The organism is Rufibacter aurantiacus, assembly GCF_017916345.1.
Taxonomy (GTDB): Bacteria; Bacteroidota; Bacteroidia; order Cytophagales; family Hymenobacteraceae; genus Nibribacter; species Nibribacter roseolus.
On sequence record NZ_JAFMSV010000004.1, the window covers coordinates 592,332 to 618,063 of the forward strand.

A 25,732-nucleotide genomic window follows, 5' to 3' on the forward strand; every position below is an offset into this window, starting at 1 on the left:
TTTTTAAGATGATAGATAGAAGAGCATTTCTAGAAGAATACATGCGTTTACGCCGGTGTGAGCATATTAGTGATTGTGTTGACCTTCTCAACATTTACTCAGAGTTTTTATTTAGAGTAGTTGACAACCATAGACAGGATACACCTACTAACAAAGTTGATGCAGATGCCAAGGTGGTGTTACAGATGGTGTTAACTAAGATTCTGTATATTAAGAACATGGTTGAGCACGGGGTCTCCTACTCTTCTCCTTATGGTTCTGAGCTAGATAGCATCATAGATCCCACAATCGTAGCTTCTTTGACCAGGAATCTTTACGAGACAGTTGCAATGTTCAATGTGATCTATCGTAACACAAAGTCTCAGGATGAGAAGACAATCTTGTATTGTTTATGGGTACACGCGGGGTTGAAGTATCGCCAGAGATTTGAATCGCTTGTTACTACTAAAGAGAATACTCAGAAGATAGAGCATGAGAGAAAACAGCTTGACGCACTTGTAGCAGAGATAGAGAGCACGAGTTTGTTCAAGAGCCTCAATGATAAGAATCAGAAGAAGATAAGAGCTAGGTTGGAAGACAAAGAGTATTTACTACAGTTCAAAGACTCAGAAGTTGTTTTCCTGCATTGGCAAAGTGTTACAAAGGTGATTGGTGATGGGAATGGGATCTTAGATGCTATGTACACATACCTCTCTCTGTATGCACATCCATCTAATGTATCCGTATTTCAGTTTAGAGGAATGTTTCGTGACGATAGAGCATTTCTGAAGTTAACAACCTTTAAGCTGCAGTATGTTTTTTATCTCACCAGTGTTTTTATTGCTGACTATATAAACTTGTTCCCAAGCGTTCTCCGCACTTTTGAAAGCTTGAGTCTTAAAGACCAGATTATTCTTAATTCTTATAATGTTTTCCTGCGTGGGGATTCTTTTGCTATAAATGATGCTAAAGAGATGTTAAGATAGAGTTGATGAGCATTTGTGTTTACTTATGCTCGCCATGAACCTACCATTTGGATCCCCAGTGCTTTCGCCTCGTTGCTGCGAGCGATCACGCAGCCGTCGTTGTTGGAGAGTACCACCACCGGCTTGCCATTCAACGAAGGCTGGAAGACGCGCTCACAGGAGGCGTAGAAGTTGTTGCAGTCCACCAACCCAAACAAGGTAGTCATTGTTTTACCGGTTTGTGCAGTATCCAGACAATCACACCCCAGACCCGCATGTCCATCTCTTCGGTAATCTCTATTCGAGGGTACGCAGGGTTGGCGGGTTCCAGGTACACTTTCCCGCTGATATATCGGAACGTCTTCACGGTAAACTCCCCGTCCAAGAAACAGACCACCGGCAGCCCGTCGCGTGGCTTCAGGCTTTTGTCTATCACCAGCAGGTCTCCCTCATGAATGTTGGCGTCTTGCATGGAATTACCCTTGACTTTCATCATGTAAGTGGAAGTCGGGTTCTGAACTAGGTAGTTGCTCAGCTCAACTTTGTCCTCCAGGTAGTCATCGGCGGGAGACGGGAAACCTGCGCTGATGTAAGAAGCATATAAGGGGACATCCAGTCCTTCTAGAATCTCAACCGGACAGAGTTCCAGAACCGAGGAATCAATAGGTATTATCTTTGCGCAGCTCATATCAACACCTTCGGAGTATTACGAATACTAATAAAGTTAGTAATTACGCGAAACTATATAGAAAAGGCGAATGCTTGTACCTGTTTTTCTAACATTGTTGACAAGTTGTGTTAACAACCCCAAAAATGTTAGTAACTCTCCTGTCGGAAGGAGCGTAGGTCACGGAAGGGATATGCTGAACCCTGCTTCAGCGATCACGGTATTTAGCAGTCCGATGAACACGGAGAAATCATCCGGGAAAGCGTTGGAACCATACAATTTGAGGTTGACGCCGGTTCGCTTCACCCTGAGTTCCCACTGAATGCCGTCGCAGACATCGGTCAAGTACTCCTTCTCCCAAGTGCACTCTGATAGAAACGCAAGAAACAGGTTCCAGCTTTCGTCTTTCAGTTGCACAATCAGCATCTCTTCAGGGATAGGCGGCATTGGGTAATCCGAGGTGTGACACAGCAGCACCCCGCATTTATAGCGTACCCAATAGTTGGTGGCGTAGTACCCACCCATGCTGAACTCGAAAATCATTGCTGTTCGTCTGTTTCCTGGAAGTCGAATTGTGAAGTACTGCAGGTCAGTCCCAGCATCCGAGGTTCTCAAATTTCAAGGTGTCTTGCTTGCACTTGGGGCAGTGCCACTGCTTTTTACCCGCAAGGTAGTGTGAGAAAGCTGGTTCACCGGTCGTTTCTTCTTCCTGCTCGTTGAGCTGTGGATTATAGAACTTCACCTTGCTGCGGCAGCTCGGGCATTTGGAAAAGCTCTTACTTGCATCTTTTCCTTCCACAATACCGCATGTATCACAGTATGCTGGTTCGCAGAAGTAACCTGTCTCGAAATAACCGAACCCGATCCCACGGTAGATCTGCTTAGAGGTTAACCCACAGGGACAAGCTGCTTTGATGATATCACCCATGTAATCGTATAAGTATGGGAAACCAAGATGACGAAAAGTAGGACAGTTGCGCTTTAGAGTACAATATTTAAAGCACGTTCCTTGTCAATGTAACTCCTTCTGTCAGTTTGTACCTGGGACCAACGTCTCACTGGTGAGACTACCCTGTCTCATGGGTGAGAAGGTCTTCAATTATAAAGGTTTGTCAAAAGGTAGACCTACAACTATTCAAGCACTTTGCACCGCATCCATGCTACTACTGTTTTGTGACCAGTTCTTTTGTAACATGTGTTACCTTATCAAGGAAAACAGAGTGGGGTAAAAAGCTGTATTGTAAAACTTCAGATGGTAAGTAAGAAAGCATTTTTTTATAATACGCGTACTCGGACGTTCCTTTCTGGTTTTTATGGTCCTGTAGAATTTTGTAGAGCATCCAGGTAAAAAGTAGTCCCTGCTTTTCATTCATTATTTCTAAAGGTGAGAATATCGCTTCACCGCATTTAGCTTCCTCGAACATCGGACTCAAGGTAACACCTTCCGCTATTGTTTTACTCTCAGGTAGCTCAAGTGAGAAAAGCAATGTCTTCAACCACATCAAGCTCTCCTTTTCTGTGATGAGATTCATTTGATGAACCAGCGACACAAAAAAGTAGCACACGGGGAGCTTTAGGGCGTCATGCTCATCCTTGAAAGCTAGGTAGAACGGATTAACAATTTTCAAAGAGAAAGTGTCAATGACAGTTATTCGATCTAAATTCCAAACTTTCTCCTCTTTGCTATCTTGAATCTTTGCAGGTATAGTACCTTGTACAAGTGGTGCACTAGCCCTATGCTGAGAGTTTTTCAACTTAGTCACTGCATCTAGGTTGTCAGGATGGATAATTTCGTCAAAGTCCTCATCTGACGCATGTATCACATAGTTTGTAAAGCGCAGTATCCTCTGTCCTCCCAAGGTTAGCTCTGGACCGTCTTTCCCAGAGCGCCTGATAAACGGAGCAATCGCTACCTCGTAGTCAACCTTCTGATCTACGCGCGAGGCAAATTGTTCTGGCAGCTCACCCTTCAGCAGCTGACTCTCCAAGAACTCTCTCACGACGATCTTTCCAGGCAATTTGCCACCCTTGGCGAACGTGTTGATGAAGAGCGCCAGTTCTTCCACGCGCGCGCGCAAGAGCGTGGAGCGCGTCTTGAAGCGCAACCATTCGTCGTCGGCTAACATATCGGTCTGCGAGAGATGGATATAGCCGAACTCGGGATTCCTAGGGTAAGCCGTGAAAAGTGCACCGCTGTCTTTATTAGGAACTATCCCAACAATGTAGTTTGCTGTATGAACGTCAGCAGCAACATCATCTTGATTTATAGAAGTCTTGTGACTGAGTATCGGCTTCTTGGACAACCTTTTTTGAGTAGATGCCGATGTCTCTTCACTTGTGTGTGTGTCTTTTTTTACCGTCCGTTTAGGTTTTGAAACTTTGGGTTCTGACAGCGAAGCAACCATACTGTTCTTCTCCCTTTGGTTGGTTGTCCTTTGTTGCACAGCTAGATTCGCTGCGTTTTGAGGGTAGGTTGACAACGGTTTTCTACACTCTTTCTCTGCAATATCATAGTTTTCCAGAAATAAACTGTAAGCGGGAAGTAGTTTAGGATATTCATCTTCCTTCACCATGTTATACTGGATAAAATACTCAGTTCGCTGCTTCAGAGCTTTGTGCTTTTCAATGGCAGTGTCCGGGGAGCGTTGTAGCAGAAGGTTAAGAATATCGTCGCTTGCTTTGGAAAGCTCACTATTAAGCTGTTTGCCGTTTTGAGCGGCAGTGATGGATTTATATGCAGCGCGCAGTATCCAGATTACTATAGAAAAGGTGAAGAGTATACCTATGACTTCCATGTTGATGTTTGTTGGAGAGTTAATATCGAAAATAATATATATTAAACAATAAGAATTTCCGGTTTTGCTGTTGATATGCAGAAAACCTAGAAAGAGACGAAGTGCGATGGAGTTTAAACCTGTGGAGTTTAAACCTCTAGAGTTTAGCTTCAAAGTTATTGCTATCTGGTATGGTATCACTTGGAGGTTCTTGTTGAGAAGCTGCAATAAGAACTCTCTGGGAGATACTGGGAGATATACTGTGTTGACAATTTGCTTTTCTGTGGAAAATATTAGATATTCCGCATATATACTCTAGCTAATATTCTATATGGGAAACTCTAACTCTACAGGTGGTATTCTAGCAATCTTAATGTTCATCGCAACAATGACTTCTTGGATTGGTTCAGGAGTGGTTTCATGGAACCTCGTTGAACCAGATAGCTTCGGTGGTGCAGTCATTTTTATTATAGTATGGGGAATAATGGGAAAAGTGTTTGACTTTGTATTAGGACTCATCGTTGCAGGCATCGCAAGCACAATGGACTAAGATGGGGTTCGTTCATAGTCTGTAGCAATATTTACTCAGACGAAGAGGTGACAAGCTGTAGTAGAGGGGGAGCTACACTAAATGTGCGTTCCCCCTCCACATACAAAATGGAATGCCGATTCAGCTTAGGAACCAGCTGGTGCTCCCACTGTCAAGCGCGTGCTGCACTTGGGACACAAAATCCAGCGCATTGACGCTCCTGTCGAGGAACTGATCGATGTAGGTGGACTTGTTCGCACCGGTGAAGAGGTTGTACAGCCGCCATAGGTTGATGTTCCCATCCTCCTGTCGGCAGAAGCTCTGGTCACGGTAGTAATCGCTTGTCACGGAGTTAAGCTGCGAGTCTCCGTAGAGCAGTTCGGGGATCTGCTTCTTGTCCGCTGGCGGCAGGTAATTGTACATCCTGCACCGTCCGAGAAGGTGCGCGAACTGCTGCTCCGTGATGGAGTACTGCGTGAGCGTTTGCATCTGTCTCAGATGATAGTGCTGATCGTAGTTCCCTAACAGATTGTAAATCCCCTCACGAAGCTGGTTCAAGTCCGTTACGCGTAGATCTGCCACGTATCCATCGGAGCGCACACAGAGGTTCGTGCATACCAGGTTCTGGAAACCGATGAAGATTTTGAAGTGCTCAGCCGCCCCCTTCTTGTTGTAGAGGTTGTCCAGGTTGTACGCCTTAACCCCGCCCACCATCAGTGTGAGCGTGTTCCCGTCGATGACATCCATGACTGTGGGGATCTCTACCACGTGCATCATCCGCTCGTAATATATCGTCCGTTCCCATTCCTGCAGCTGATTCGCGGGTTTGTCTTTCGCTTCGGGAATGCGTCCCTTTATCGGGTGAGAAACGCGGATCTCCGGTTTGAGAATGGTCTCTCCCCGGAAGAGATCACTAACTGCTTCCTGTGTAGCCAAGATAAAATCAGACTGGGAGATCAGCGGTTCGTTGTCTTTGACGAAGACAGGGATGATGTGGTCCTGCTGTATCTCTGCGAACGTTACTGGTGTGGTGTTGGCTTCTATAAAAGCGCGAGAGCTGGATTTCTGGTCCAGCTCTCTGTTGATCTGCATTGCAGGTCTTGGAATTCTAGCGAGTGCGTGTGTTGCTTCCATTCTTGTTAATTGTTTGGTTTAGGAGTTGATTGGTTAAAAGACTTGACTGTAAGATGAACTGCTTTTGCTGCTGGAACAATGCGACCAGAGTCTCCTTCTGCGTATCTGAGCAGCGGTGGTAAAGCGCGGTGAGTTCGCTCAGGCTGGCGCACTGAGACACCTGCTGATGTATCTGTTCATCATCTAAGGATAATACCTCTGCCGAACCGCTCATGCACCAGGATAGGATTTGCTTTCCTGTCTCTTCGCTCGGCCGGAAAGGTGGTTTGTCCATGAACAGACGGGTACGGTCTTTGGACGCGGTGGCGTTGTGCTTCAGGTCAAGCTCCAAGACAACCGTGAACTCGTAGTCGATCCCGTCCCGTTGCACGCTTTTCATCCCCATTTTCTCCGGCACTTGCTTGCCATTCTTCTCAGACATGGCGTACTCTGTTTTTGAGCGTACTGTGGCGATGATGTGACAAGGAGACTGGAGCATCTGCTGAATAAAAGCGGTGTGGCGTGGGGTCACCTTGCTCCATGCGGTGAAAGAGTTGCCGGGCAGGGAACCGTGGAAGTCCAGAAGGTGCTCCCATTCGTGCGTGATAGAGTCAATGATGATGACTTCAATACCAGAGTTCTCACAGGTCTGGATCGCCTGTATGTAGCGTTCAGGTGTGAACGGTGGTGCAAGGTGCAGTACCTGGTACTCACCGAGATCAGAGTAGAGGTCGGCAGAGTGGTTCTCGGTGTCGATGACGGCGACTTTTGACCAGTCCCCCTCCGTGATACCTCTTGCGATCAGCAGTGCTGACATCGTTTTGCCACCTCCGCTCGGGGACTGTAGCAACAGGCGGATCTTTGACCGTTGGCGGTTTGCTCTTCGTAATTCCATGATGTGAAGACTTGTAGTGAAACATGTTTATGACTGCTTCACTAGGGGGGTGGGTACCTTGTCTAGTCAGAATTTTGGGTCTGCGACAGGTGTGATTTTTTGCGGACTTTGACGCATAGGGGGGGAGTGGAACTAGCTCCCGTACCGGGGGGGTGAAGCTATAGATGGTGCACACGTGCGCATACAAAGTGTTGTTGCTGCCGTGACTACTGAAGTTATAGCTATTTATATATTATTTACAGAGAAACTGATTGTGCCGGCGCTGGGAAGATAAAGATTCGCGGGTATACGATAGAGCGTGTTTGCGTGAGCATACAACAAAATTCTCCATCCGGTAAGAGGAGAGAGTGTAGATCACCGTCATAGCTATTTATATAGGTTGGGGCAGATTGCGTATAAGGTTGCAGTATTAAAGCTTCGCGATGATGCGAGTGAATGCAGATACGCGTGCTTTTAAGTCGTTTTACCTGCGGGCGAGATGTTGAAAACAGCAATATCCACTTACTCCCCTTAATAAGAACCGAGTAAGTGGGACAAAGTGGATTATAGTTCGATACGCGTCTTTACTATGCATCTGTACACGTTAGAAGAACTATTTGCTAAACTCTGCAGGGTCAAAACTGGTGGTATCGGTTATGTGTTTTATAACAATCACACCTTTGGGGTTCTCAGAAATAATCCGGTGTGTTCTTTTGTTAGCAGCATCTCTCTTGTTAGAGTTGATGTTGAAGTACAACTTGAGTCTTTTTACAGCGCTTACTTCAGATTCAATCTTTTGGTGTACCTGTGATTCTTCATAAGCTGCGTTAAGCTTCCTTAAGATTTGGGCACCTGTAAGTTGATCACCAACCTTGAAATGGCGTGAGATTCTCTGTTTGAAGGGATGGTTATCATGTAAAGCTGCAAAGTGAGCAGCATAATGAAAGTTGTCCCACGCTCTATTATCACGGTTCAGATTGCAGGACTCAAGGTTCTCCAACAACTGTTCTCTGTTAATGTTGTTCCAGAGCGATTGAAACCCTTCAATAATCTTTCTTTGTAACTTTGATAATTCTGGTTGATATAACAACTGACGGATCTCACCTGCAGTAGATACATCTCTAAGCAATGCGATTGCTTGCTCAACATTGCGCTTTCTTATTCCTGCATCTTTGGCAAAGTCGTGTTTGACAATAGTCTTTGAGACTGAAGAACGAAAGTGTGTGATGGTATTCTCTTTTTCTAAAAGCTTCTTCAAAGAGTGCTCTTCCTGATACACTTCCTTGTTTACCCGTATGGTTTCTAAGCAAGCATCGATATTGAAGTAAGAGACTTTAGGTGCTCGGTCTACATCCATACGTACAAGGGAGTACTTCATGTGACGGGTTTTCTCCACTATCATCTCCCTAATCTTATGCAAGCTGTGTTTTAAGATGCGGTTACTCTGAAAGTTCTTCTCTATGCATTCGAGTGCTTTAATCTCGTCTACTGCAGCTCTGATCAATCCTTCTTTGTCTGCGGTTGTGATCTCTTCAGGGAGTTCATTTGTTGTACCATACACAACTGTTTCAGATAATAGCCCTCTGCGAGATCTTCCGGCAATCTGTTTTAACTTGTGATCCGATAACGCAGTTACTGGCAGCTTAGGATCTGAGACAGATACTAGGTGGTACTTCTCCTCCAAGTCAAATCCATTGAAGTATGCTGACGTGAGAAATGTAAGTGAACCAGGAAGAGTCTCTCCATCAAGTTCGGCAAAGTACTTCCCTGCATTGTCCTTGTTTGCGGTGCTGCACAAGATTTTGATTGTGTCCGGAGAAAATCCTTTATCCTTCACAAGTAGATTCGCTAACGCTACACACCCATTGACAGAGTTGTAGGCAACAACGATTTTCTGTTCTGGATGTTCCTTTTGCAGCTTTACTATAGTTTCGTATGCTGTCCCTGGTACATTATCAGTATGATTTAAAGCAATTTCTCTACTAGAGGGACTTTCGTACTTTATAGTTGTAAGGTGTTCTTTCTCAAGCTCAGGATCAGAGAATCCAATTTGGGTTGCAGAAACCAGTGCGCGACCTGTGACTGGAAATCGTTTGTAAATGTCTAAGCACTTCTCCATACTGTCCCTGAAGTTGGAGTCATTCTGAAAAGCATCGATCTCATCGATCATTAGGAAATAGTCCTTGTACACATCGTTCCCTATCGCTTCTATAACGCGGGGAAGACTGTCTGCTACAACTATAATCTTCTTACAGTTACCATCCGTTGTAGAGACATACTTCTTTATAATTTCATCAGTTACTTTATGGGGATGTGCTTTGGTGGAACTACCAACGTAAAGAGACCCTTTTGTTTTCTTTGCTTTACTTGAAGCTGTAACTCGGAGGGGTTCTACAATAATAGAGTTTCTCTCAGAGTTCAGTTCAAGAGTGGTTGCTCCAATCCCTGTTTCTGTTTTGTTGACGATACCAAAAGGAAGAAAGTCAAGGACTTCGCTCAACTTAGTGCCATTGTGGATTTTCCATGTAGCTGTGTTATTCTCAAGCTCTTTTGAGATGACCTTTGGGTTGTGTTCTTCCATGTTGTGCGCATTCCATTCGGTGAATGCTTATCTTTAGGCAATTGTCGTTATAGGCACTACCTAAGAGTGGGGATTCAATATTTCTGTTTTGGTTTAATCTATCAGTCCTTCTTCTCTCAGAAGTTGGAGTCCTAGCAGTCTTGGTATACCATTTCTTTCCATATTGCTTAATAGCCGCGCAGTACCTGGACCTAGTTGCAAAAGTAAACCGTTATCCATCAACCGCTGGATTGCTTGGGTTCTTGTGTGGTTATGGAGCATCAAACCTTTTACTATCTTTTCAAGATCCGGACTTAACTCAAGCTTTCTAAGATGCTGAGTTCTTTCTTCAAATGCTTCTTCTGTCATGTGTATGATTATCAAGTTTACCCTACTTCAGCATAGCTGTTCACTTGTCCGATCAGGGTCACCAGTTCATTAGCTTGGTCAGAGTTAAACACTCCTAGAAGTCCACCTGATATTTCTGTGAAGGGTGGTTCAAAGAGTTTCTCCGCTTCAATGACTCCGTTAGTGGTCAGGTACTGGATGATCATGTCCATGAACCGAATTTGTTGAGCATTCAGTGTGGGATTGTTGATGAACTTGCTGAACACTTCCCGAGCTGAGTTCAAGTCTAAACCTACGATGGAGCGTACGAATCTACCCAAAGGTTGCTTTCCGTACGCTTTCTCAAACTGTTCACGGGTTCCTATTTCTCCCTGCTCAAACAGCATGTGCTCCAGTTGTTGAAGATCTGCCAGTGTGATGTTCTGGTTCGTGCGCAACTTATGAATAGTCAGGTGGGTCCTGTTCTCCATCAGATACTGGGTTACTCGCTTCTTGTATACCTCCAAGTTAGAAGAGGTGATAACAACTGGTTGGGGTGCAGTTACTTGAAGAACTTCATCATCCAAATCTGTATAGACAGGTGGACGCTTCTCAGATTTGATGAACCGCATCAGGTTTCTTAGCTCTTTCCGAAGGTGCTCCAACTGTTTTAGATTCACAGTTCCCCAGTAAGCTGTACCCTGTACCTGCTTGATGAGGTCCATCTTGGCGTTTACCATTGGAATTGCACCCCGTTTAGAAAGTGCGTCAGCAAGGGAGCGGACTTCTTGGACAAGGTGAGCTGCAATAGAACCGCTTTGTATGACATCCAACTCCATGGTGAAGCATAGCTGGTCAAAGCGCTTGGCGAGTTCGTCTTCCTCTGACTCGAACACGATAGGTGCAATGTGGTCTACCAGCTCTTTCACATCTAGCTCGTTCAGAGCGTTGAAGCAGTAGAGGTCTTTATACTTCTCCACTACCCTCCAATGTTGACGCACTAGGAAGCTGGTTTCTTCCAGTTGGTTCACCTGGCTGTGAAGATAAGTGCGTAGTTCTTGTGCGTATTGCTGATACTCGTCTTCCTCTTTCTTTTGAAGGTGGAAGATCAGCTTCAGACGCTGCTCAAACAGCCGTTGTGTAAGTGATTTCCCCGTCTTACTGTCTTTTCCATTAGGGTTCTGACCGAAGAACTCGAAGTTCTCACAAAAGTCAAAGATGAGGAACTCCTGTTTGTCCTGCTCGTCACCTAGCAGTTTAGGGCATAGGCGTGTACCACGTCCGATCATCTGCCAGAACTTAGCACTGGAGCGAACAGGTTTGTAGAAAACCAGATTAACTACCTCTGGAACATCTATACCGGTGTCAAGCATGTCCACTGAGATAGCTATGTGGGGTTTACCATCTTTCTCAGAAAACTGCTTCAGAATATCGTACGCGTATTCCTCGTAGTTGTCAATCACCTTGCAGTACTCACCCTTGTATTGTGGGTACTGCTTATTGAACTGTTCCTCTATGAACTTCGCGTGAAGGTGACTGCGTGCGAAGATGATGGTCTTTCCGATACGGTCACCACCAGCTACCTTGATGCCGTGTTGCATCAGGTATGCCAGAACTTGGTTCACAGTGCCGATGTTGAACAACCATGAATTTAGCGCACCGCTGTCCACTTCATCAGGATATTCACCGGTAAGAGGGTCCGCAAACTTCTCTTCGTATTGCAGTTTCTCTGCCGGTGAGAGATCTGCGTATCTAATCCCTTCTCGGTGGAACTTCAGAGGAACAGAGACGCTCATTGGTGGTACCAAGTACCCATCAGCGACTGCCTGATCCAGTTCGTAAGCAAAAGTAGGGTTGTTGGGTTCCAGTCCGAACAGGTGATAAGTATCCCGATCTCCTTCGCTTTTTGGAGTTGCAGTGAGTCCGATGCGGTATCCGTCAAAGTACTCAAATATCGCTTTGTATTTGTTGTAGACAGAGCGGTGAATCTCATCAAAAATGATTAGATCAAAGTGTCCTACACCGAAGTGACGCAACCCGTTGTTATAGTTCTGATCAATCTGGTTGATCATTGTCTGGTAGGTGGAGAACACTACCCGTGCGTGCGTGTTATCCTTCTCCCGAGTGAGATCAACCGCTGGTAGATTTGGAAGATTGTTCGTGAAAGCGTTTTTTGCTTGATAGATCAATGCATTGCGGTCTGCTAAGAACAGCACCCGCTTTACCCAACTGCACTTGCTCATAACATCGATTAGTGCAGCAGCAGTACGAGTCTTGCCAGTACCTGTGGCCATCACCAGCAGTGCTTCGCGTCCTCGGTTCTCCAGCACGTTGCCCACGCTGCGAATAGCTTCTATCTGGTAGTAGCGGTCTGCGATAGCCGGATCAATGGTTGCTTCCGACAGGAGAGAACGGGTTTCTCTTCTCTGGATCAGCCGCTCTAGTTCTTCTTTCTTGTAGAACCCATGCACGCGTCTGGGAGCGTATTCTTTGTCATCCCACATCCAAGTCTCGAAACCGTTGGTATAGAAGATCACTGGACGTTGACCGTGCATCTGTTCCAGGCAGTCAGCGTAGAGCTTTGCTTGGTTCTGCCCAACGCGGGGATCTTTACTGGTACGTTTAGCTTCAACTACCGCTAAGGGTTTGCCATTGTCACCCCATAACACGTAGTCTACCTTACCCGGTCCGTTGTTCACTCCGTTTCCAGTTGGCATACCGGTCACAGGGTACTCCGCTACGTTCGGACCAGTGGGGTTCCAACCAGCTTCCTGAAGAAGTAGGTTGATATAGAGCTCACGAGTAACCGCTTCGTTAGGGTCAGCAGGAGGTGGAACCTTCGCATGAGACTCCTTTATCTCCTTTGTGCGCTCCAGTTCTTCCTGCAGCTTCCGATTTAGTTCCTGAGTCTGCCGGAACGCTTCTTCAAGTTCTTTAATTCTGTCTTTGTACTTGGTAGCGGGTGCCTCTCTAGGTACCAGCTCCACGTCAAATGCTGGTACAGGTACTCTTTCTGCGCTGTACATCTGCACCACCCAAACAGCAAATCCGTGCATAATCTGCAGCACGTGTAATGCCTGTTCGGGTTTTACAGTTATGGTGCTGTGAGCTGCGTCATTACCTAGCTTCCGAACGAGATTTACCTGCTTGAACAGGGAAGGAGCGAGTAGTTCCCGCATATCCGGCTGGTGAAGCAATGAATTAAGCGATGTGTCGTAAGGAAGTTCTAGCTCACCATCATTCTCATATATCCAACGTATCCACTCCTCCAATGACTTTCGGCACAATACAGCAGCATAGGGCGCAGCGGTGTAAACCTGCTGTTCCGCTTGTTGCAGAGATAGAGCAAGCTTGCTCCAGTTGGTAGTGAGGAATGAGAAGTTCGACATTAGTTATAGTTCGTCCAGAGCATGCTATTAAAAAGGACATCTGATTGTTGTGCGTTTCGCTCCGCTATCTTTTTCTGCTTGTACAAGTCATTCAGGATAGATGTGAAAGCACGTTGCATTTCTAAGGGAGGAGCTATGACTGGTAGTTCCTTAACCATAGAGAGATTCAAGTTCTTCTGACGGACCCCGCGTTGTCCTCGTTTAAGATGCTCTTTAGCCATTTGAATGTAGAAGTAAACAAATTGCGTGGAGCAAAGGCTATCATCAAGCTTTGCGAATGCTATTGCTTGATTACAAGATAGCTCATGTTTAGTGATAGAAGATTTAAGTGCTGCTGTATCATACATTCCAAGTAGCAAACTACCAGGTGTGATAATTTTAGCAGCTGAGTCTCTTACTGCTTCAGGAGTGATATGCTCTTTACTCTTACTTACATACATGTCATTCAGTTCACCTGATGATAACCAAGGAATAGATCCTTCGAAGAACGATGAGTTTGCTCTTGAGGGAGTACCTCCACTTTTCCATATCCCAAGCTCACCAAGAGGTGTTATTTTCCAGTTTTTCTCATTGGTTACTGGGTCCCCAAACATGTCGTAAAAGATGCTCTTTGCAAGTTCATCGTACTTTCGGATTAGCTCTTTATCCTTTTTTCGCAAATCATTCGCTTTGTCTAGTGTATCCACTATTTGCTGCTGGATGTGGAGAGGTGGCAAGGGAATCTCGAGCTCTCGAAAGGATGTTTTATTGAACTTGCTCTGAGTTGTTGCTGATGAGATCTTTTCAATAGATTGTCTACCTATTTCAGAAGTGAAATAGTAGAATAAGTAGCGAGATGTACTTTCAGTTAAATCCGGTCTGATTAGGATTGCGTTTGGACCTAATGTCATTGGTTGTCCCAAGTCTGGAACTATAAAGCATTTCCCTGTTTCACCCACATTCGCCATTATCAAGTCATCAGGATTTAGGGTGCTTTTCCCTAAGAATCTAAAAGATGCTTCATCTACCCAAACGTAATTGTTGTTCCAGTTCTTTGTAAAGTCAGTAACCCTGACTAACACTGCATAATCAGGGGAGTTCTTATAAATGACATTTTCCTTCAGTGATGCAAAACTTCCGTTTGCAACATAATCTGTAACAAAGCAAAACTCTTTAATAGCCTTCTTTATACGGGTCATATCACAAGCAAATCAGATAAAACCATGGTTTTAAGGTCATCTAAGAGCTGTTGGCGCTCCCGATCAAGTTCTTCTATTTGTAGAATAATTACTTCTGGACGATCGAATTGTCTCTGCTCATTTATTACTTCCTTGTATCGATTGATACTGAGATCGTAATTGTTGCTACGGATCTCTTCTACAGGTACAAAAAAGCTTTTGTCTGTACGAGTCCGTGCAGCTTCGTTGGAACTGTTGCTCCAGCGATCTATAATGTCTTGTATATCGTTATCTGTTATTGGGTTGCGTTTATCATCTAAGCTGTACCCATCGGCTTGCATGTTATAGAACCAAACATTGTCTGTTCCACCACTATCAGTTTTAGTAAACAATAATACAGCAGTACTTACTCCTGCATAAGGTTTAAATACACCTGACGGCATGGAAATTATTCCTTGAAGCTTATGTTGGTCAACAATGGTCTTGCGGATAAGCTGATGTGACTTGCTGTTGCCGAACAACACGCCGTCTGGTACAATCACGGCTGCACGTCCACCAAGCTGCAGTCCTTTTAAAATCAAACCTAGGAACAAAAGCTCAGTCTTTTTACTGTCAACAATGTTCAGCAACTTTGGATCAACTGCTTCCCGGTCTAGTGAACCTTTAAAAGGTGGGTTTGCTAAAACCACCGTTGCACGCTCTGTGAAGTTAGTGTTTGCTTCACTTAGTGCGTCTACCGCAACTAGATTGGGGTTATCCATTCCGTGCAGCATCAGGTTCATTGCCCCTATACGAATCATCGTAGGATCGAACTCAGTTCCTAAGAGAGTCTGCGTCTGAAAGCGCTGCTGTGCTTCAGGTTTAAGAAGTTCGTTTGCATAGTTCTGCCGTAAGTATTCACCCGCTGCCACAAGAAAACCACAGGTCCCCGCACTTGGATCTGCAATAATATCTTCTGGGGTTGGATTTACCAGCTGAACCATCATCTTGATGATGTGGCGGGGGGTTCGGAACTGACCGTTCTGTCCGGCACTGGCAATCTTGCTCAGCAGGTACTCATACACATCCCCTTTCGTGTCACGGTCTTCCATGTTGATGCCGCTGAGCATGTCCACCACCTGAGCAAGCAGGCGGGGAGTAGGAATCATGAAGGTTGCACCCTTCATATAGTTAGAGAAGGTGCCGTCTGTCGCTCCCAGGTTCTTCAGGAAATCAAATACCCCGTTCTCCTTCGTGAAGAGACGGTACATTACATCTGGGTCCGTGTTCTTGAAGTAAGACCAACGCAGCTCGTACTCGTCTTTTTGGTAAACCGGGTTTTCTATTTCCTTTTTCAAGAATGCTGCTTTCTGCTCGCGTTGGGTGTGCAGTTCGTCTAGCCTGCGGATAAACAGCAGAAAAGTCATCTGTTCAATAACGGTGATGGGGTTCGACAGACCGCCGGTCCAGAACGCTTCCCATACCTTGTCAATCTTGCTCTTCAGTTCTCCAGTAATCAAAATTATGAGGGTAAATGGTTAATCATGCTAAGGTAACAACCTTGTGTATTAAAAAGGAAGGGTTGTTGTTCCAAGATACTTCCACCAGCTAGGATGCATCCTGTTGTTAATAATGGTACAGTCTGTGTTTCTTTCTGCTGCTAGTTATCAAGTTCTTTTGGACCGGGTTGTACTGCTTTGTAGACAAGGATACCTCCTTTAACTTTATTGGTCCTGATCCTGTAACCTTCGTCTTTGAGTGACTTTGTTAACAGGTAAACTTCTCTAAGACTCAATGGTATAGGAGAGGTTAGTTCGAACAATTCTCCATTAGAGGATATCTCCTGTTTCCTTTTTTTGATCTTAAGCGCGTGGTTTTTCATTGAGGTGATACAATGCAGTAGTAATGTTAACCCCTAAGATAGTAGAATGTATGACGTGAGATGCAGTAGTGCGTCAGTAAATGCGTCAGTTGATGTGTCAGAAACTGGAGCGTCTATGCTTTTCGCTGAGGTGTGCGTATATTGCACTAGACGTATGCGAATGGTCGCACAATGATTTAAAACGCTCGAAGAGAGTGCTAAAATTCTGTGTATGAGCGGAAAACAAAAATCCCGCTCCATTATCTGAAGCGGGATTCTCTTTTCTGCTGGTGGTGATGATTGGAATCGAACCAACGACACAAGGATTTTCAGTCCTTTGCTCTACCAACTGAGCTACATCACCAGCATCTTTTAGCAACCGTCCCGGAGGTGTTTCGCTACCGTTCTGGTGAAAAAGTATGCAAATGTAAGGAGCCTGCGCGGATTTGCAAAACTTCTTGCAAAAAAATCTTTTCTGCCCTTTTCAGAATACTTTGTTAAATTCGTTCGTAGTACAAGCAGTTTTCATGTCTAAAATATCCTTTCTGTGATCAGTAATATTATCTTTTTGGTGGTGGCGTTGGCAGGTATCGGCCTGTTTGTGTGGCAGATCCGTAAGATTGTGCGCAACATTAACATGGGTAGGGACAAGACCATTTCAGGCGATGTTTCCCAGCGTTTGAAGGCCCTTTTATTAGTCGCTTTTGGCCAACAAAAAATGTTTAAACGGCCCTTGCCCGCCGTGCTGCACCTGTTTGTGTACATCGGATTTCTGGTGATCAACGTGGAATTGATAGAGATTCTGATTGACGGCGTCTTCGGGACGCACCGTATCCTGGGGGTGCTGGGGCCGGTGTACAGCGTGCTCATGGCCATCAATGAGGTGCTGGGTCTTCTGGTAATTATTGCCTGCGTGATTTTCCTGGCCCGCCGTAACCTCACCAAAGTGCCGCGCCTGACCCGCGGACCCGAGATGCGCGCCTGGCCTAAAATGGATGCGAATGTGATCCTGATCACCGAGATTGTGCTGATGGTGGCTTTGTTCGCCTTCAACATCGCAGACCAGAAACTGGCGCAACTGAGCGGACACCAACTGGCGGGGGCATTCCCGGTAAGCGGTCTCATGGTGGACCTATTTGGGAGCGATGTGAATACCCTGCAGGTGATTGCCGGCATTGGCTGGTGGGTGCACATTCTGGGTATCCTGGCGTTCATGAACTACCTGCCCAGCTCCAAGCACTTCCACATCATTACCTCGTTCCCCAACGTGTATTACTCCAAGCTGGAGCCGAAAGGTCAGTTCAGCAACGTAGAGAGCATCACGCACGAGATCAAAGCCATGCTGGACCCAGCTTACGTAGTGCCACCCGCCCCAGAGGGCGCTGATCCACAGAAGTTCGGAGCCAAAGACGTGGAAGACCTTACCTGGAAACAGCTTCTTGATTCCTACACCTGCACCGAGTGTGGCCGCTGTACCAGCGTGTGCCCGGCCAACCTTACCGGCAAGCTGCTGTCACCGCGCAAGATTGTGATGGATACCCGTGACCGGATGGAGGAGAAAGGCGAGTCGCCGCTGCTCTTCAACCCGGCGCACTACGGCCAGGAATCTGAGCGCGTGAAAGTAACCGAAGAGCGGACCCTGTTGCGCGGCTACGTAACGCCCGAGGAACTGTGGGCCTGTACCACCTGCAACGCCTGCGTGGAGTCTTGCCCCGTGAACATCAACCAGCTGTCTACCATTATTGACCTGCGCCGCTATCTGGTGCTGGAAGAATCGGCGGCACCGGCGTCTCTGAACACCATGTTCAATAACATTGAGAACAACGGCGCGCCGTGGGCCTTCTCTCCATCTGACCGGTTCAACTGGGCCGATGATTTATACACCGTTTCTAAAAACTAGCCTCTAAACAGCAGCTTGCCTAACAAGCATTAGCTTTTGTGCGACATGCCTAATAAATTAGCACATGAGCACATTATCTAATTAGCACATTACCCTGATGTCAGAAAGAAAACAGATACAAGTACCTGTCATGGCCGACCTGGCTGCCCGTGGTGAAACTCCCGAAGTATTATTCTGGGTGGGCTGCGCCGGCGCCTTTGACGACCGATATAAAAATGTTACCCGTGCCTTTGTGCGGATTTTAGAGCACGTAGGCACCAAATACGCCGTGCTGGGCATGGAGGAAACCTGCACCGGAGACCCCGCCAAGCGTGCAGGCAACGAATTCCTGTTCCAGATGCAGGCCATGACCAACATCGCCACGTTTGACGGCTACGGCATCAAGACCATCGTGACGGCGTGCCCGCATTGCTTCAACACCATCAAGAACGAGTACCCGGCGCTGGGCGGAAACTATGAGGTGATTCACCACTCCACGTTCCTGCAGAACCTCATCAACGAAGGCAAAGTGAAAATTGCCGGCGGCGGCGAGTTCAAAGGTAAGCGCATCACCTTCCATGACTCCTGTTACCTGGGCCGCGCGAACAATATTTATGAGGCGCCTCGTGAGGTTTTGGCCGCTCTGGACGCTGACCTGGTGGAAATGAAACGCAGCCGTGCGAATGGCCTTTGCTGCGGTGCCGGCGGTGCCCAGATGTGGAAAGAACCGGAACCCGGAAACAAAGACATCAACGTGGAACGTGCCGAGGAAGCCATCGGGACCGGCGCCACTATCATTGCCAGTGCTTGCCCGTTCTGCATGACCATGATGTCTGACGGCGTGAAAAGCCAGAACAAAGAAGACTCCGTGCAGGTATTTGACATCGCAGAACTCATCGCGCAGGCCGAGGGGATTAACGCGTAACTGGTATCAATTATCGCGTAGCACGACTTTAGGAGAAGAGCAGAAGCGATATAAGGCCGTTTTTCAGAAAACAGGCTTGAAATAGTATACCCTGCTTCAAGTTTCTAACTTGGAGCTATTCTTGTCGCAAGTTTTCAACTTGCGTGAATACCAAAGAAGGTAGAAACACGAGTTGAGAACTTGCGGAAGGGTTTGACTGCGATTTAGCTGTTAGGCTATGGGCATGGCATACGACGTTACAGTGTAACGTCGCTACAGGCCGGAAATGTAGCCTCGTTACACTGTAACGAGGTGGTGCAGCAGGAGAAAAGCGTTTCAGGTCTGTTTCCAGAAAATTAGCCTGAAAACAACAATGCACAGTCCTGATACATGATACGCGATACTTGTATCTAACTGTGTCTATTTAAAATTAGCATATTACAAAAAATGTACGTTCCTTTTGAGCAATTACCGCCGTATAGCCGGGTGTGGGTGTACCAGATAGACCGTCCGCTGACCGAAGGGGAGGAGGCGCGCATGAACGGGCTACTCCAGGATTTCGTAACGGAGTGGAGCAGCCACGGCCGCGATTTACAGGCATCTTTCAGCATAAAGGAACATCACTTCCTGTTTCTGGCCACCAATGAAGAAGTGGCCTCGGCCAGCGGGTGTTCCATTGATAAATCAGTCGCCTTTTTAAGGCAATTAGAGCAGGAATTCAACGTTCAATTATTTGACCGTACCCAACTGGCTTTCAGGCAGGAAGGTGGTGTGCGGACGCTTCCCCTGGCCAGAATAAAAGCCGAGGTGGCGGTAGGAGCTTTATCGCCTGATTCTCTTTATTTCGATACATTGATTCCAACGGTGGGGGCGCTCCAGGAGCAGTGGCCCAAACCGGCAAAAGATACTTGGCTGGCTCGGTATTTCCAGGGCCAATAACGCGTAGGAATGCACATGATGCGACAGAACAGAACGCTTGTAATGGGAGTGGCCTTGTCTTTGGCGGTGGCGGCTTGCGGGCCCTTCAAAAGCTCCGTGCAGAAAGGCAACAAGAACTTCGAGAAAGAGGAGTACCAGTTGGCTATTGACCACTACCAGGCCGCTTTGAAGAAAGGCCGCACCGGGGCTGAGGTCAATTTCAAGCTGGCCGAGGCGTACCGCCTGTCTAACCGTTTGTCGCAGGCTGAGCAATACTACAAAGCCGCCCTGGATGCCCGTAAAACCGAGGAGACCATGTTCCGCTACGGCATGGCATTAAAGGCCAACGGCAAATACGAGGAAGCCGCCACGCAGCTGCAGAACTACCTGGCCGTTGCTTCTAACAAGACGCTCATCCGGCTGGCCCAAAGAGAGGTGGAAAACCTGAAGCAGGTGGCCAGCATCGTGAATACGCCCACATACAAGATTGTACGGCCGGTTCCCGCCGCCAACACCGCCGCCTCTGAGTTCTCGCCCATCATCCTGAACAACGAGGTCATTTTCTCCTCTTCCCGCGAAGAAGCCAAATACAAAGGCAATGGCGAGGGCTTCCTGAACCTGTACGTAGTGCCCGTGGCTGATACCGGCAACACGGCCGCTCCGGTAAGACCTTTCTCAGCGCAACTCAACGCCCCCGAGGTGCATGACGCATCCCCGGCTTTCACCAATGAAGGCCGTACCATGATCTTCGCGCGGGGCAACACCGGCAAAAAGAACGGCAGCGCCAACGTAGACCTCTACATCTCGCAATACAAAACCGGAGAGTGGTCTGAGCCCCGCGCCGCCAGTTTCAATGATCCGGTAGCCTGGGACTCGTCCCCGGCGTTTGCTCCCGATGGCCGTACCCTTTATTTTTCCTCTGACCGCCGCGGTGGCCAGGGCGGACGCGACATCTGGAAAACCACCTTGGATGAAGGCGGCCGTTTCTCCCGACCCGAAAACCTGGGGCCTACCATCAACACACCGGGCAACGAGTCCTTTCCGTACGTAGCGCAAGACGGAACCCTGTACATTGCCTCAGACGGTCACCCTGGGCTGGGCGGACTGGATGTCTTCCGGATCAATGGCGATTCCATCATCAACATGGGTACGCCCATCAACTCAGTGGGCGATGATTTCTCCATCCTTATTACTGGCAAAGACCAGGGCTTTTTCGCCTCTAACCGTTCCGGCGGATTGGGCGGCGATGACCTGTACTCTTTCACGAAACGGCAACCCAAGCTGGTCAACTTCTTCGTAGACGGAAAAGTGTTGGAGCGCAACGAGAAAACCAACGCTACCACCCCCATGCTGGGCACGCGGGTAACGCTGCAGAACGCCCAGGGCCAGAAAGTAGCCGAAGCCACCTCAGATGCCAGCGGTAACTTCACCTTCAAACTGGATACGGCCAGCGTGTATTCGGTCATCGCGGAGCGAACTGGCTACTTTGCGGCCCGGAACTCGGTGATCACGCAGGGCAAAACCCCGCCGCAGAGCCAACTGACCAAACCGTTAACCGAGATCAGGCTGACCACCACGCTCACGCTCGCCAAAATCGTGAAGAACAAAGCCATTGTGGTGGAGAACATCTTCTACGACTACGACAAAGCCAACATCCGCCCAGATGCGGCGGTGGAGTTGGATAAACTGGTGCAGACCTTGGTAGACAATCCCACCATCACCATTGAGCTGAGTTCGCACACCGATAGCCGCGGCGTGGACATCTACAACCAGGACCTGTCGCAACGCAGAGCGCAGAGCGCGGTGGATTACATCATCTCCAAAGGCATAGATAAGAAACGCATCACAGCCCGCGGTTACGGTGAGTCAAGACCAGTGGTGCGCAACGCCAAAACAGAGGCCCAGCACCAGCGCAACCGCCGCACCGAATTCAAGGTGACCCGCATTGACGAGCCGGCTCCGTAAAGAAGTAAAGCGAGTCTTCTGCTGAACGCTGGCGCGAGCCTCCGGCTCGTGTCCGCACGCATTCTTGAAAACATGCATTTCAAATGAAACAATGACCCTCTCTTGTAAACTTGGAAAGATCTTATGAACAAGCTGTAGAAGCGTTTATGTCAACGTCTTTCTAGTTCGCCCACAAGATCTTTCCAAGATGACAGCAGAGGGAAGATGTAATTTTAAAATACGTGTGGACACGAGCCGGAGGCTCGCGCCAGCGAATAGTTAAATAAAACACAGGCTAATCTGTACTCGACTTGAAATACCAAAAGAAAAGCCTCCCATAACCGGGAGGCTTTCTTATTTTTGCCCAGCAAAGGGCGGCTCTTCGTTTTAGGGCTGTTTTGTGAAATCTGGCCCTAAACGGCTTCTAATTTATCTTTCCCGCCATGGAAAACCGGTATCTGCAACGCGGCGTGTCCGCCTCCAAAGAAGATGTGCACAACGCCATCAAGAACATTGACAAAGGCCTGTTCCCCAAAGCGTTCTGCAAAATCATCCCGGATCTGCTGGTGGGCGACCCTGAGTTCTGCAACATCATGCACGCCGACGGCGCCGGCACCAAGTCTGCCCTGGCCTACCTGTATTGGCGCGAGACCGGCGACCTCTCTGTCTGGAAAGGCATCGCGCAGGACGCTATCGTGATGAACACCGATGACCTGCTCTGTGTGGGCGCCACCGACAATATCCTGCTATCTTCCACCATCGGGCGGAACAAGAACCTGGTGCCTGGCGAAGTCATTGCCGCCATCATCAACGGTACCGAGGAAGTCCTGCAGATGCTCCGCGACAATGGAATAGGCATCTACAGCACCGGCGGCGAGACCGCCGATGTGGGCGACTTGGTGCGTACCATCATTGTGGACAGCACCGTAACGGCCCGCATGAAACGCTCAGATGTGGTCTCTAACCACACCATCCAACCCGGTGACGTAATCGTGGGTTTCGCGTCTTACGGTCAGACTACGTATGAGGCCGAGTACAACGGCGGCATGGGCAGCAACGGCTTAACCTCGGCCCGCCATGATGTGTTTGCCAATTACCTGGCCAAGAAATACCCGGAAAGCTTTGACCCGGCCGTGCCTTCTGACCTGGTGTACTCCGGCTCGTGCAAACTGACAGATATCAATGAGGAAACGGGCTTAACTGTGGGCAAACTAGTATTGTCGCCTACCAGAACCTACGCACCGCTGGTACAGGCCATTTTGAAAGACTACCGCAGCCAGCTGCACGGCATGGTGCATTGCAGCGGCGGAGCGCAGACTAAGGTGCTGCATTTTACCCAGAACGTGCACATCATCAAAGACAACCTGTTGCCGGTACCTCCGCTGTTCAGGCTTATCCAGGAGCAGAGCAATACCAGTTGGCAGGAGATGTACAAGGTCTTCAACATGGGCCACCGCCTGGAACTGTATGTGCCTGAGGCCATCGCGCGGGACCTTATCAGCATCAGTCAGTCATTCAACCTAGACGCGCAGATCATTGGGCGGGTAGAGGCCAGCGAGAAAAACGAACTCACCATCAAGAGCCCGTACGGTCAGTTTTACTACCAGGGATAAACGATAAGAGCAGGAGGATAAAAATAAATGTCCTTTCTGTTTAGGGGCTTGTTTGCTGAAAACAGTCTTTAAGCAGAAAGGACTTTTGTTGTTATATAGGTTTGGCACAATATTGGGTTATAACCTACTTAGCAGTTAGCCACTACTCTTATGAAACGTTTTTACATCCTGAGTGTACTCATGCTGTGCCTGATGCAGTTAGTGCAGGCACAGCCAGCCCTGGACGCCGCCCTTCTAGTGGAAACCCAGCGCGGCGAATATTTTCAACTTACCATTGGCGGCCGTTTGATCAATCCATCTCCGGCGCCCAGGGTAGCCGTGGGCGAGTTGCCGGCGGGCCGGCATATCCTGCACCTGCGGGTGTTGGGCAGAGGCCGCCGGGCCCAGAACATCACCGCCGAGGTCATCCTGGCCAGTGGTTATGAAAGCGTGTATACGTTGGTGCCTACCGTGCCGGGCCGTACTTTCCCGCTGGTGCTGCGCAAAGTGGAGGATGTGCCTTATTCCCGTCCTTTGCCTCCCGCTGGCGGAAATGTGGCCTGTCAGTACGTAATGGATCAGCAGGATGTGGACCGGGTGCTCCGGTTCATGAAGGACGAAGGATTTGATGATCGGCGGCTGGAAATCGCCAAGGGCGAGATAAAACTGGTTGGCGGCATTATGACCGAAGACCTCTACCTGCTCATGAAAGCCATCTCTTTTGAGGACCGAAGGGTAGCGCTGGCCAAATTCGCCTATGACTACGTCTGCGACCGCCAACGCTTCAGCCGCGTTTTTGATGCCCTGGAATTCAGCAGTAACCGCCGTGAGTTGCAGGACTTCCTGTACAAACGATAGAAGCTAAACTGGACTAGGGAAAATACATAAGGAGAAATTCCTCTCCTTGGAGGGGTAGGGGCGAGTTTTCTCCGCCAGAACACCTTAGCTAATTATCAAAAGGCCCTAAACAGAAAGGCCCTGCTTCTAGAAGCAGGGCCTTTCTGTTTTTAAGCTTAAACCGTATGATTTACCGCAGACGGTCCATAGAGCGCACCAGGTCCTCGTCACGTTTTATGAAACGGTTGGCCAGTACGTTCATGAGCAACCCGAAAGCCGGCAGGTAGAAACCAGAGAGGTACTCGCCCTGGGTATTGGTTTTAATCAGGTCCTCGCCCACGTAAGAGGAGAAATAGAAAGCGCAGCCCATGAGAGCGGCCATCACCAGTGAGTTCAGCAAACCCAGTTTCATCTGGGTCAGGCGGTTCTTGTACTGGAAAATCTCATAAAGGGCAATAAGGGCGGCAGCCCCGGCCAGGATAGCGATGAAAATAGTGTTGGTAGAGGCGGCATCGGCAGCGCCATTCACAGGACCTAAGGAAAAGGCGGTTAAGGCGTACTCCTGGTTGTTGGCCGGATTGGTTTTAGCCCAGATTGGCAGGAAAAACAAAGCCACCATGGCTACCACAATCAAAAACAGGAAAACGCTCTGGATTCTCTGAATCATAATTATTTATTGGTTTCTATATCTTTTACAAAACTACATAAATCTTGCTTACCAAGATACCCGCCCCAGACCAATCCTTTAGGCCAGGGATGAGGAGGAATAATGTGGAAACTAAGGTTCTGAGGATTAGTTGGTTGAAGAGGTATTCCACCGCTGAAGGGTGGTTTTCCACACACAGGTGTGCAAAGAAAAGATTTTTTGGTCTGGCCAAAGCGGTTAACTTGCTCTGGTTGGCATGAACGTTGCAAAGCCAGTTATATAAAAATCTTGGAATCATGAAAAGACTTGCGGTATTCAGTTTAGTAGGGTTGCTGTTAGTAAGCGGGGGAACAGCATCGGCAGTAGAACTTGCCGGGACTAAGTATTCAACAGGGATCAGAGACAAGCAATCTGCCAAAGCCGAGAAGAAGCGAGCCAAGTTGCTGGCCAAGGCAGCCCGCAAAGACGAGAAATACCAGCAGGCCTCGGCCAAGGCCAAAGCTAAGTATGAGCGCGACCAGGTGAACCTTAAAGAGGAATACAACCGGAAGCAACACCGCCTGAATGACCGCCTCACCAAGGCCGGCAATACCACCGGTTCTTATGAGCAGGAGATGGCCCGCCTGAAGAATGACTACGAGCAGGAAAGACAAGCCCTGCAAACCAAGTACGAGCGCCAACGCGATGCCCGTCAGGCCGCCTGGCAGGCAGATAGAAATTCGCCCACGGGCAACTCCTTCGCCAATCCGTTCTAAATACTAGCTAATCGGCCTCTTCTCCAGAGGCCGATTTTTTTTCCTGGGTGTTTTCCGGCGGAAGGCATAAGGCTGTTTAGGGG

At 48.0% G+C, this 25,732-nt stretch carries 21 protein-coding genes, 1 tRNA gene and 1 pseudogene; 9 read left to right on the top strand and 14 right to left on the bottom strand.

Annotated features, from left to right (window positions below; all coding sequences use genetic code 11):
• Positions 1-8 precede the first annotated feature (8 nt).
• Positions 9-965: a hypothetical protein gene (locus J3P34_RS17285; RefSeq protein ID WP_210489873.1), complete on the top strand. Its 957-nt coding sequence runs from the start codon at positions 9-11 to the stop codon at positions 963-965.
• Between the two features lie 44 nt (positions 966-1,009).
• On the opposite strand, the pseudogene J3P34_RS17290 reads toward J3P34_RS17285, so the two are convergent.
• From J3P34_RS17290 to J3P34_RS17310, 5 genes and pseudogenes are all read right to left on the bottom strand, one after another.
• Positions 1,010-1,162: pseudogene (locus J3P34_RS17290) on the bottom strand (Y-family DNA polymerase); the annotation flags it as partial.
• A 5-nt stretch (positions 1,163-1,167) separates the two neighbouring features.
• Positions 1,168-1,632, bottom strand: coding sequence for a LexA family protein (locus J3P34_RS17295; protein WP_210489874.1), 465 nt, complete (start codon positions 1,630-1,632; stop codon positions 1,168-1,170).
• 159 nt (positions 1,633-1,791) lie between these two features.
• A complete protein-coding gene (locus J3P34_RS17300; protein ID WP_210489875.1) occupies positions 1,792-2,154 on the bottom strand; it encodes a hypothetical protein in 363 nt (120 codons plus the stop codon).
• Positions 2,155-2,200: 46 nt separating this feature from the next.
• Positions 2,201-2,539, bottom strand: a complete 339-nt coding sequence (locus tag J3P34_RS17305) for a hypothetical protein (RefSeq protein WP_210489877.1) — start codon at positions 2,537-2,539, stop codon at positions 2,201-2,203.
• 235 nt (positions 2,540-2,774) lie between these two features.
• A complete protein-coding gene (locus tag J3P34_RS17310) occupies positions 2,775-4,406 on the bottom strand; it encodes a hypothetical protein (RefSeq protein WP_210489878.1) in 1,632 nt (543 codons plus the stop codon).
• Between the two features lie 310 nt (positions 4,407-4,716).
• Here J3P34_RS17310 and J3P34_RS17315 point away from each other — a divergent pair, with 310 nt between their 5' ends.
• Positions 4,717-4,935 carry a hypothetical protein gene (locus tag J3P34_RS17315; protein WP_210489879.1) on the top strand — a complete coding sequence of 73 codons (219 nt, stop codon included), beginning with the start codon at positions 4,717-4,719 and terminating at the stop codon, positions 4,933-4,935.
• Between the two features lie 120 nt (positions 4,936-5,055).
• Here J3P34_RS17315 and J3P34_RS17320 read toward each other — a convergent pair whose 3' ends face one another.
• From J3P34_RS17320 to J3P34_RS17355, 8 genes are all read right to left on the bottom strand, one after another.
• Complete coding sequence (locus J3P34_RS17320) at positions 5,056-6,048, bottom strand: DUF3871 family protein (RefSeq protein ID WP_210489880.1); 993 nt, start codon at positions 6,046-6,048, stop codon at positions 5,056-5,058.
• On the bottom strand, positions 6,023-6,922 hold the full coding sequence (locus tag J3P34_RS17325; RefSeq protein WP_282597090.1) for an AAA family ATPase: 900 nt from the start codon (positions 6,920-6,922) through the stop codon (positions 6,023-6,025). The genes J3P34_RS17320 and J3P34_RS17325 overlap by 26 nt, the downstream gene beginning before the upstream one ends.
• Before the next feature lie 592 nt (positions 6,923-7,514).
• A complete protein-coding gene (locus J3P34_RS17330) occupies positions 7,515-9,482 on the bottom strand; it encodes a hypothetical protein (RefSeq protein WP_210489881.1) in 1,968 nt (655 codons plus the stop codon).
• 93 nt (positions 9,483-9,575) lie between these two features.
• Positions 9,576-9,830 carry a hypothetical protein gene (locus tag J3P34_RS17335; RefSeq protein ID WP_210489882.1) on the bottom strand — a complete coding sequence of 85 codons (255 nt, stop codon included), beginning with the start codon at positions 9,828-9,830 and terminating at the stop codon, positions 9,576-9,578.
• A gap of 17 nt (positions 9,831-9,847) precedes the next feature.
• Positions 9,848-13,177 carry a DEAD/DEAH box helicase family protein gene (locus J3P34_RS17340; protein WP_210489883.1) on the bottom strand — a complete coding sequence of 1,110 codons (3,330 nt, stop codon included), beginning with the start codon at positions 13,175-13,177 and terminating at the stop codon, positions 9,848-9,850.
• The gene (locus J3P34_RS17345) at positions 13,177-14,355 is read right to left on the bottom strand and encodes a restriction endonuclease subunit S (protein WP_210489884.1); all 1,179 of its coding nucleotides are present in this window, start codon (positions 14,353-14,355) and stop codon (positions 13,177-13,179) included. Before J3P34_RS17345 ends, J3P34_RS17340 begins: the two co-directional genes overlap by 1 nt.
• A complete protein-coding gene (locus J3P34_RS17350; RefSeq protein ID WP_210489885.1) occupies positions 14,352-15,833 on the bottom strand; it encodes a type I restriction-modification system subunit M in 1,482 nt (493 codons plus the stop codon). Before J3P34_RS17350 ends, J3P34_RS17345 begins: the two co-directional genes overlap by 4 nt.
• Before the next feature lie 629 nt (positions 15,834-16,462).
• Positions 16,463-16,538, bottom strand: a tRNA-Phe gene (locus J3P34_RS17355).
• A 183-nt stretch (positions 16,539-16,721) separates the two neighbouring features.
• Here J3P34_RS17355 and J3P34_RS17360 point away from each other — a divergent pair.
• From J3P34_RS17360 to J3P34_RS17385, 6 genes are all read left to right on the top strand, one after another.
• Positions 16,722-18,074: a 4Fe-4S dicluster domain-containing protein gene (locus tag J3P34_RS17360; protein WP_428480481.1), complete on the top strand. Its 1,353-nt coding sequence runs from the start codon at positions 16,722-16,724 to the stop codon at positions 18,072-18,074.
• Between the two features lie 97 nt (positions 18,075-18,171).
• Positions 18,172-18,978: a (Fe-S)-binding protein gene (locus tag J3P34_RS17365; protein WP_246849914.1), complete on the top strand. Its 807-nt coding sequence runs from the start codon at positions 18,172-18,174 to the stop codon at positions 18,976-18,978.
• Positions 18,979-19,404: 426 nt separating this feature from the next.
• The gene (locus tag J3P34_RS17370) at positions 19,405-19,896 is read left to right on the top strand and encodes a hypothetical protein (RefSeq protein ID WP_210489886.1); all 492 of its coding nucleotides are present in this window, start codon (positions 19,405-19,407) and stop codon (positions 19,894-19,896) included.
• A 15-nt stretch (positions 19,897-19,911) separates the two neighbouring features.
• The gene (locus J3P34_RS17375) at positions 19,912-21,840 is read left to right on the top strand and encodes a CHU_0125 family OmpA-like outer membrane integrity protein (RefSeq protein ID WP_246853767.1); all 1,929 of its coding nucleotides are present in this window, start codon (positions 19,912-19,914) and stop codon (positions 21,838-21,840) included.
• Between the two features lie 422 nt (positions 21,841-22,262).
• Positions 22,263-23,432 (top strand): AIR synthase related protein, encoded by a 1,170-nt coding sequence (locus tag J3P34_RS17380; RefSeq protein WP_210489887.1) that lies wholly within the window; start codon positions 22,263-22,265, stop codon positions 23,430-23,432.
• 150 nt (positions 23,433-23,582) lie between these two features.
• Positions 23,583-24,269 (top strand): proline and serine-rich protein 1 family protein, encoded by a 687-nt coding sequence (locus J3P34_RS17385; protein ID WP_210489888.1) that lies wholly within the window; start codon positions 23,583-23,585, stop codon positions 24,267-24,269.
• Positions 24,270-24,438: 169 nt separating this feature from the next.
• Here the strand turns inward: J3P34_RS17385 and J3P34_RS17390 are convergent, their stop codons facing one another.
• Positions 24,439-24,915, bottom strand: coding sequence for a DUF4293 domain-containing protein (locus tag J3P34_RS17390; RefSeq protein ID WP_210489889.1), 477 nt, complete (start codon positions 24,913-24,915; stop codon positions 24,439-24,441).
• Between the two features lie 275 nt (positions 24,916-25,190).
• On the opposite strand from J3P34_RS17390, the gene J3P34_RS17395 reads away from it, so the two are divergent.
• Positions 25,191-25,649 carry a hypothetical protein gene (locus J3P34_RS17395; protein WP_210489890.1) on the top strand — a complete coding sequence of 153 codons (459 nt, stop codon included), beginning with the start codon at positions 25,191-25,193 and terminating at the stop codon, positions 25,647-25,649.
• Positions 25,650-25,732 lie beyond the last annotated feature (83 nt).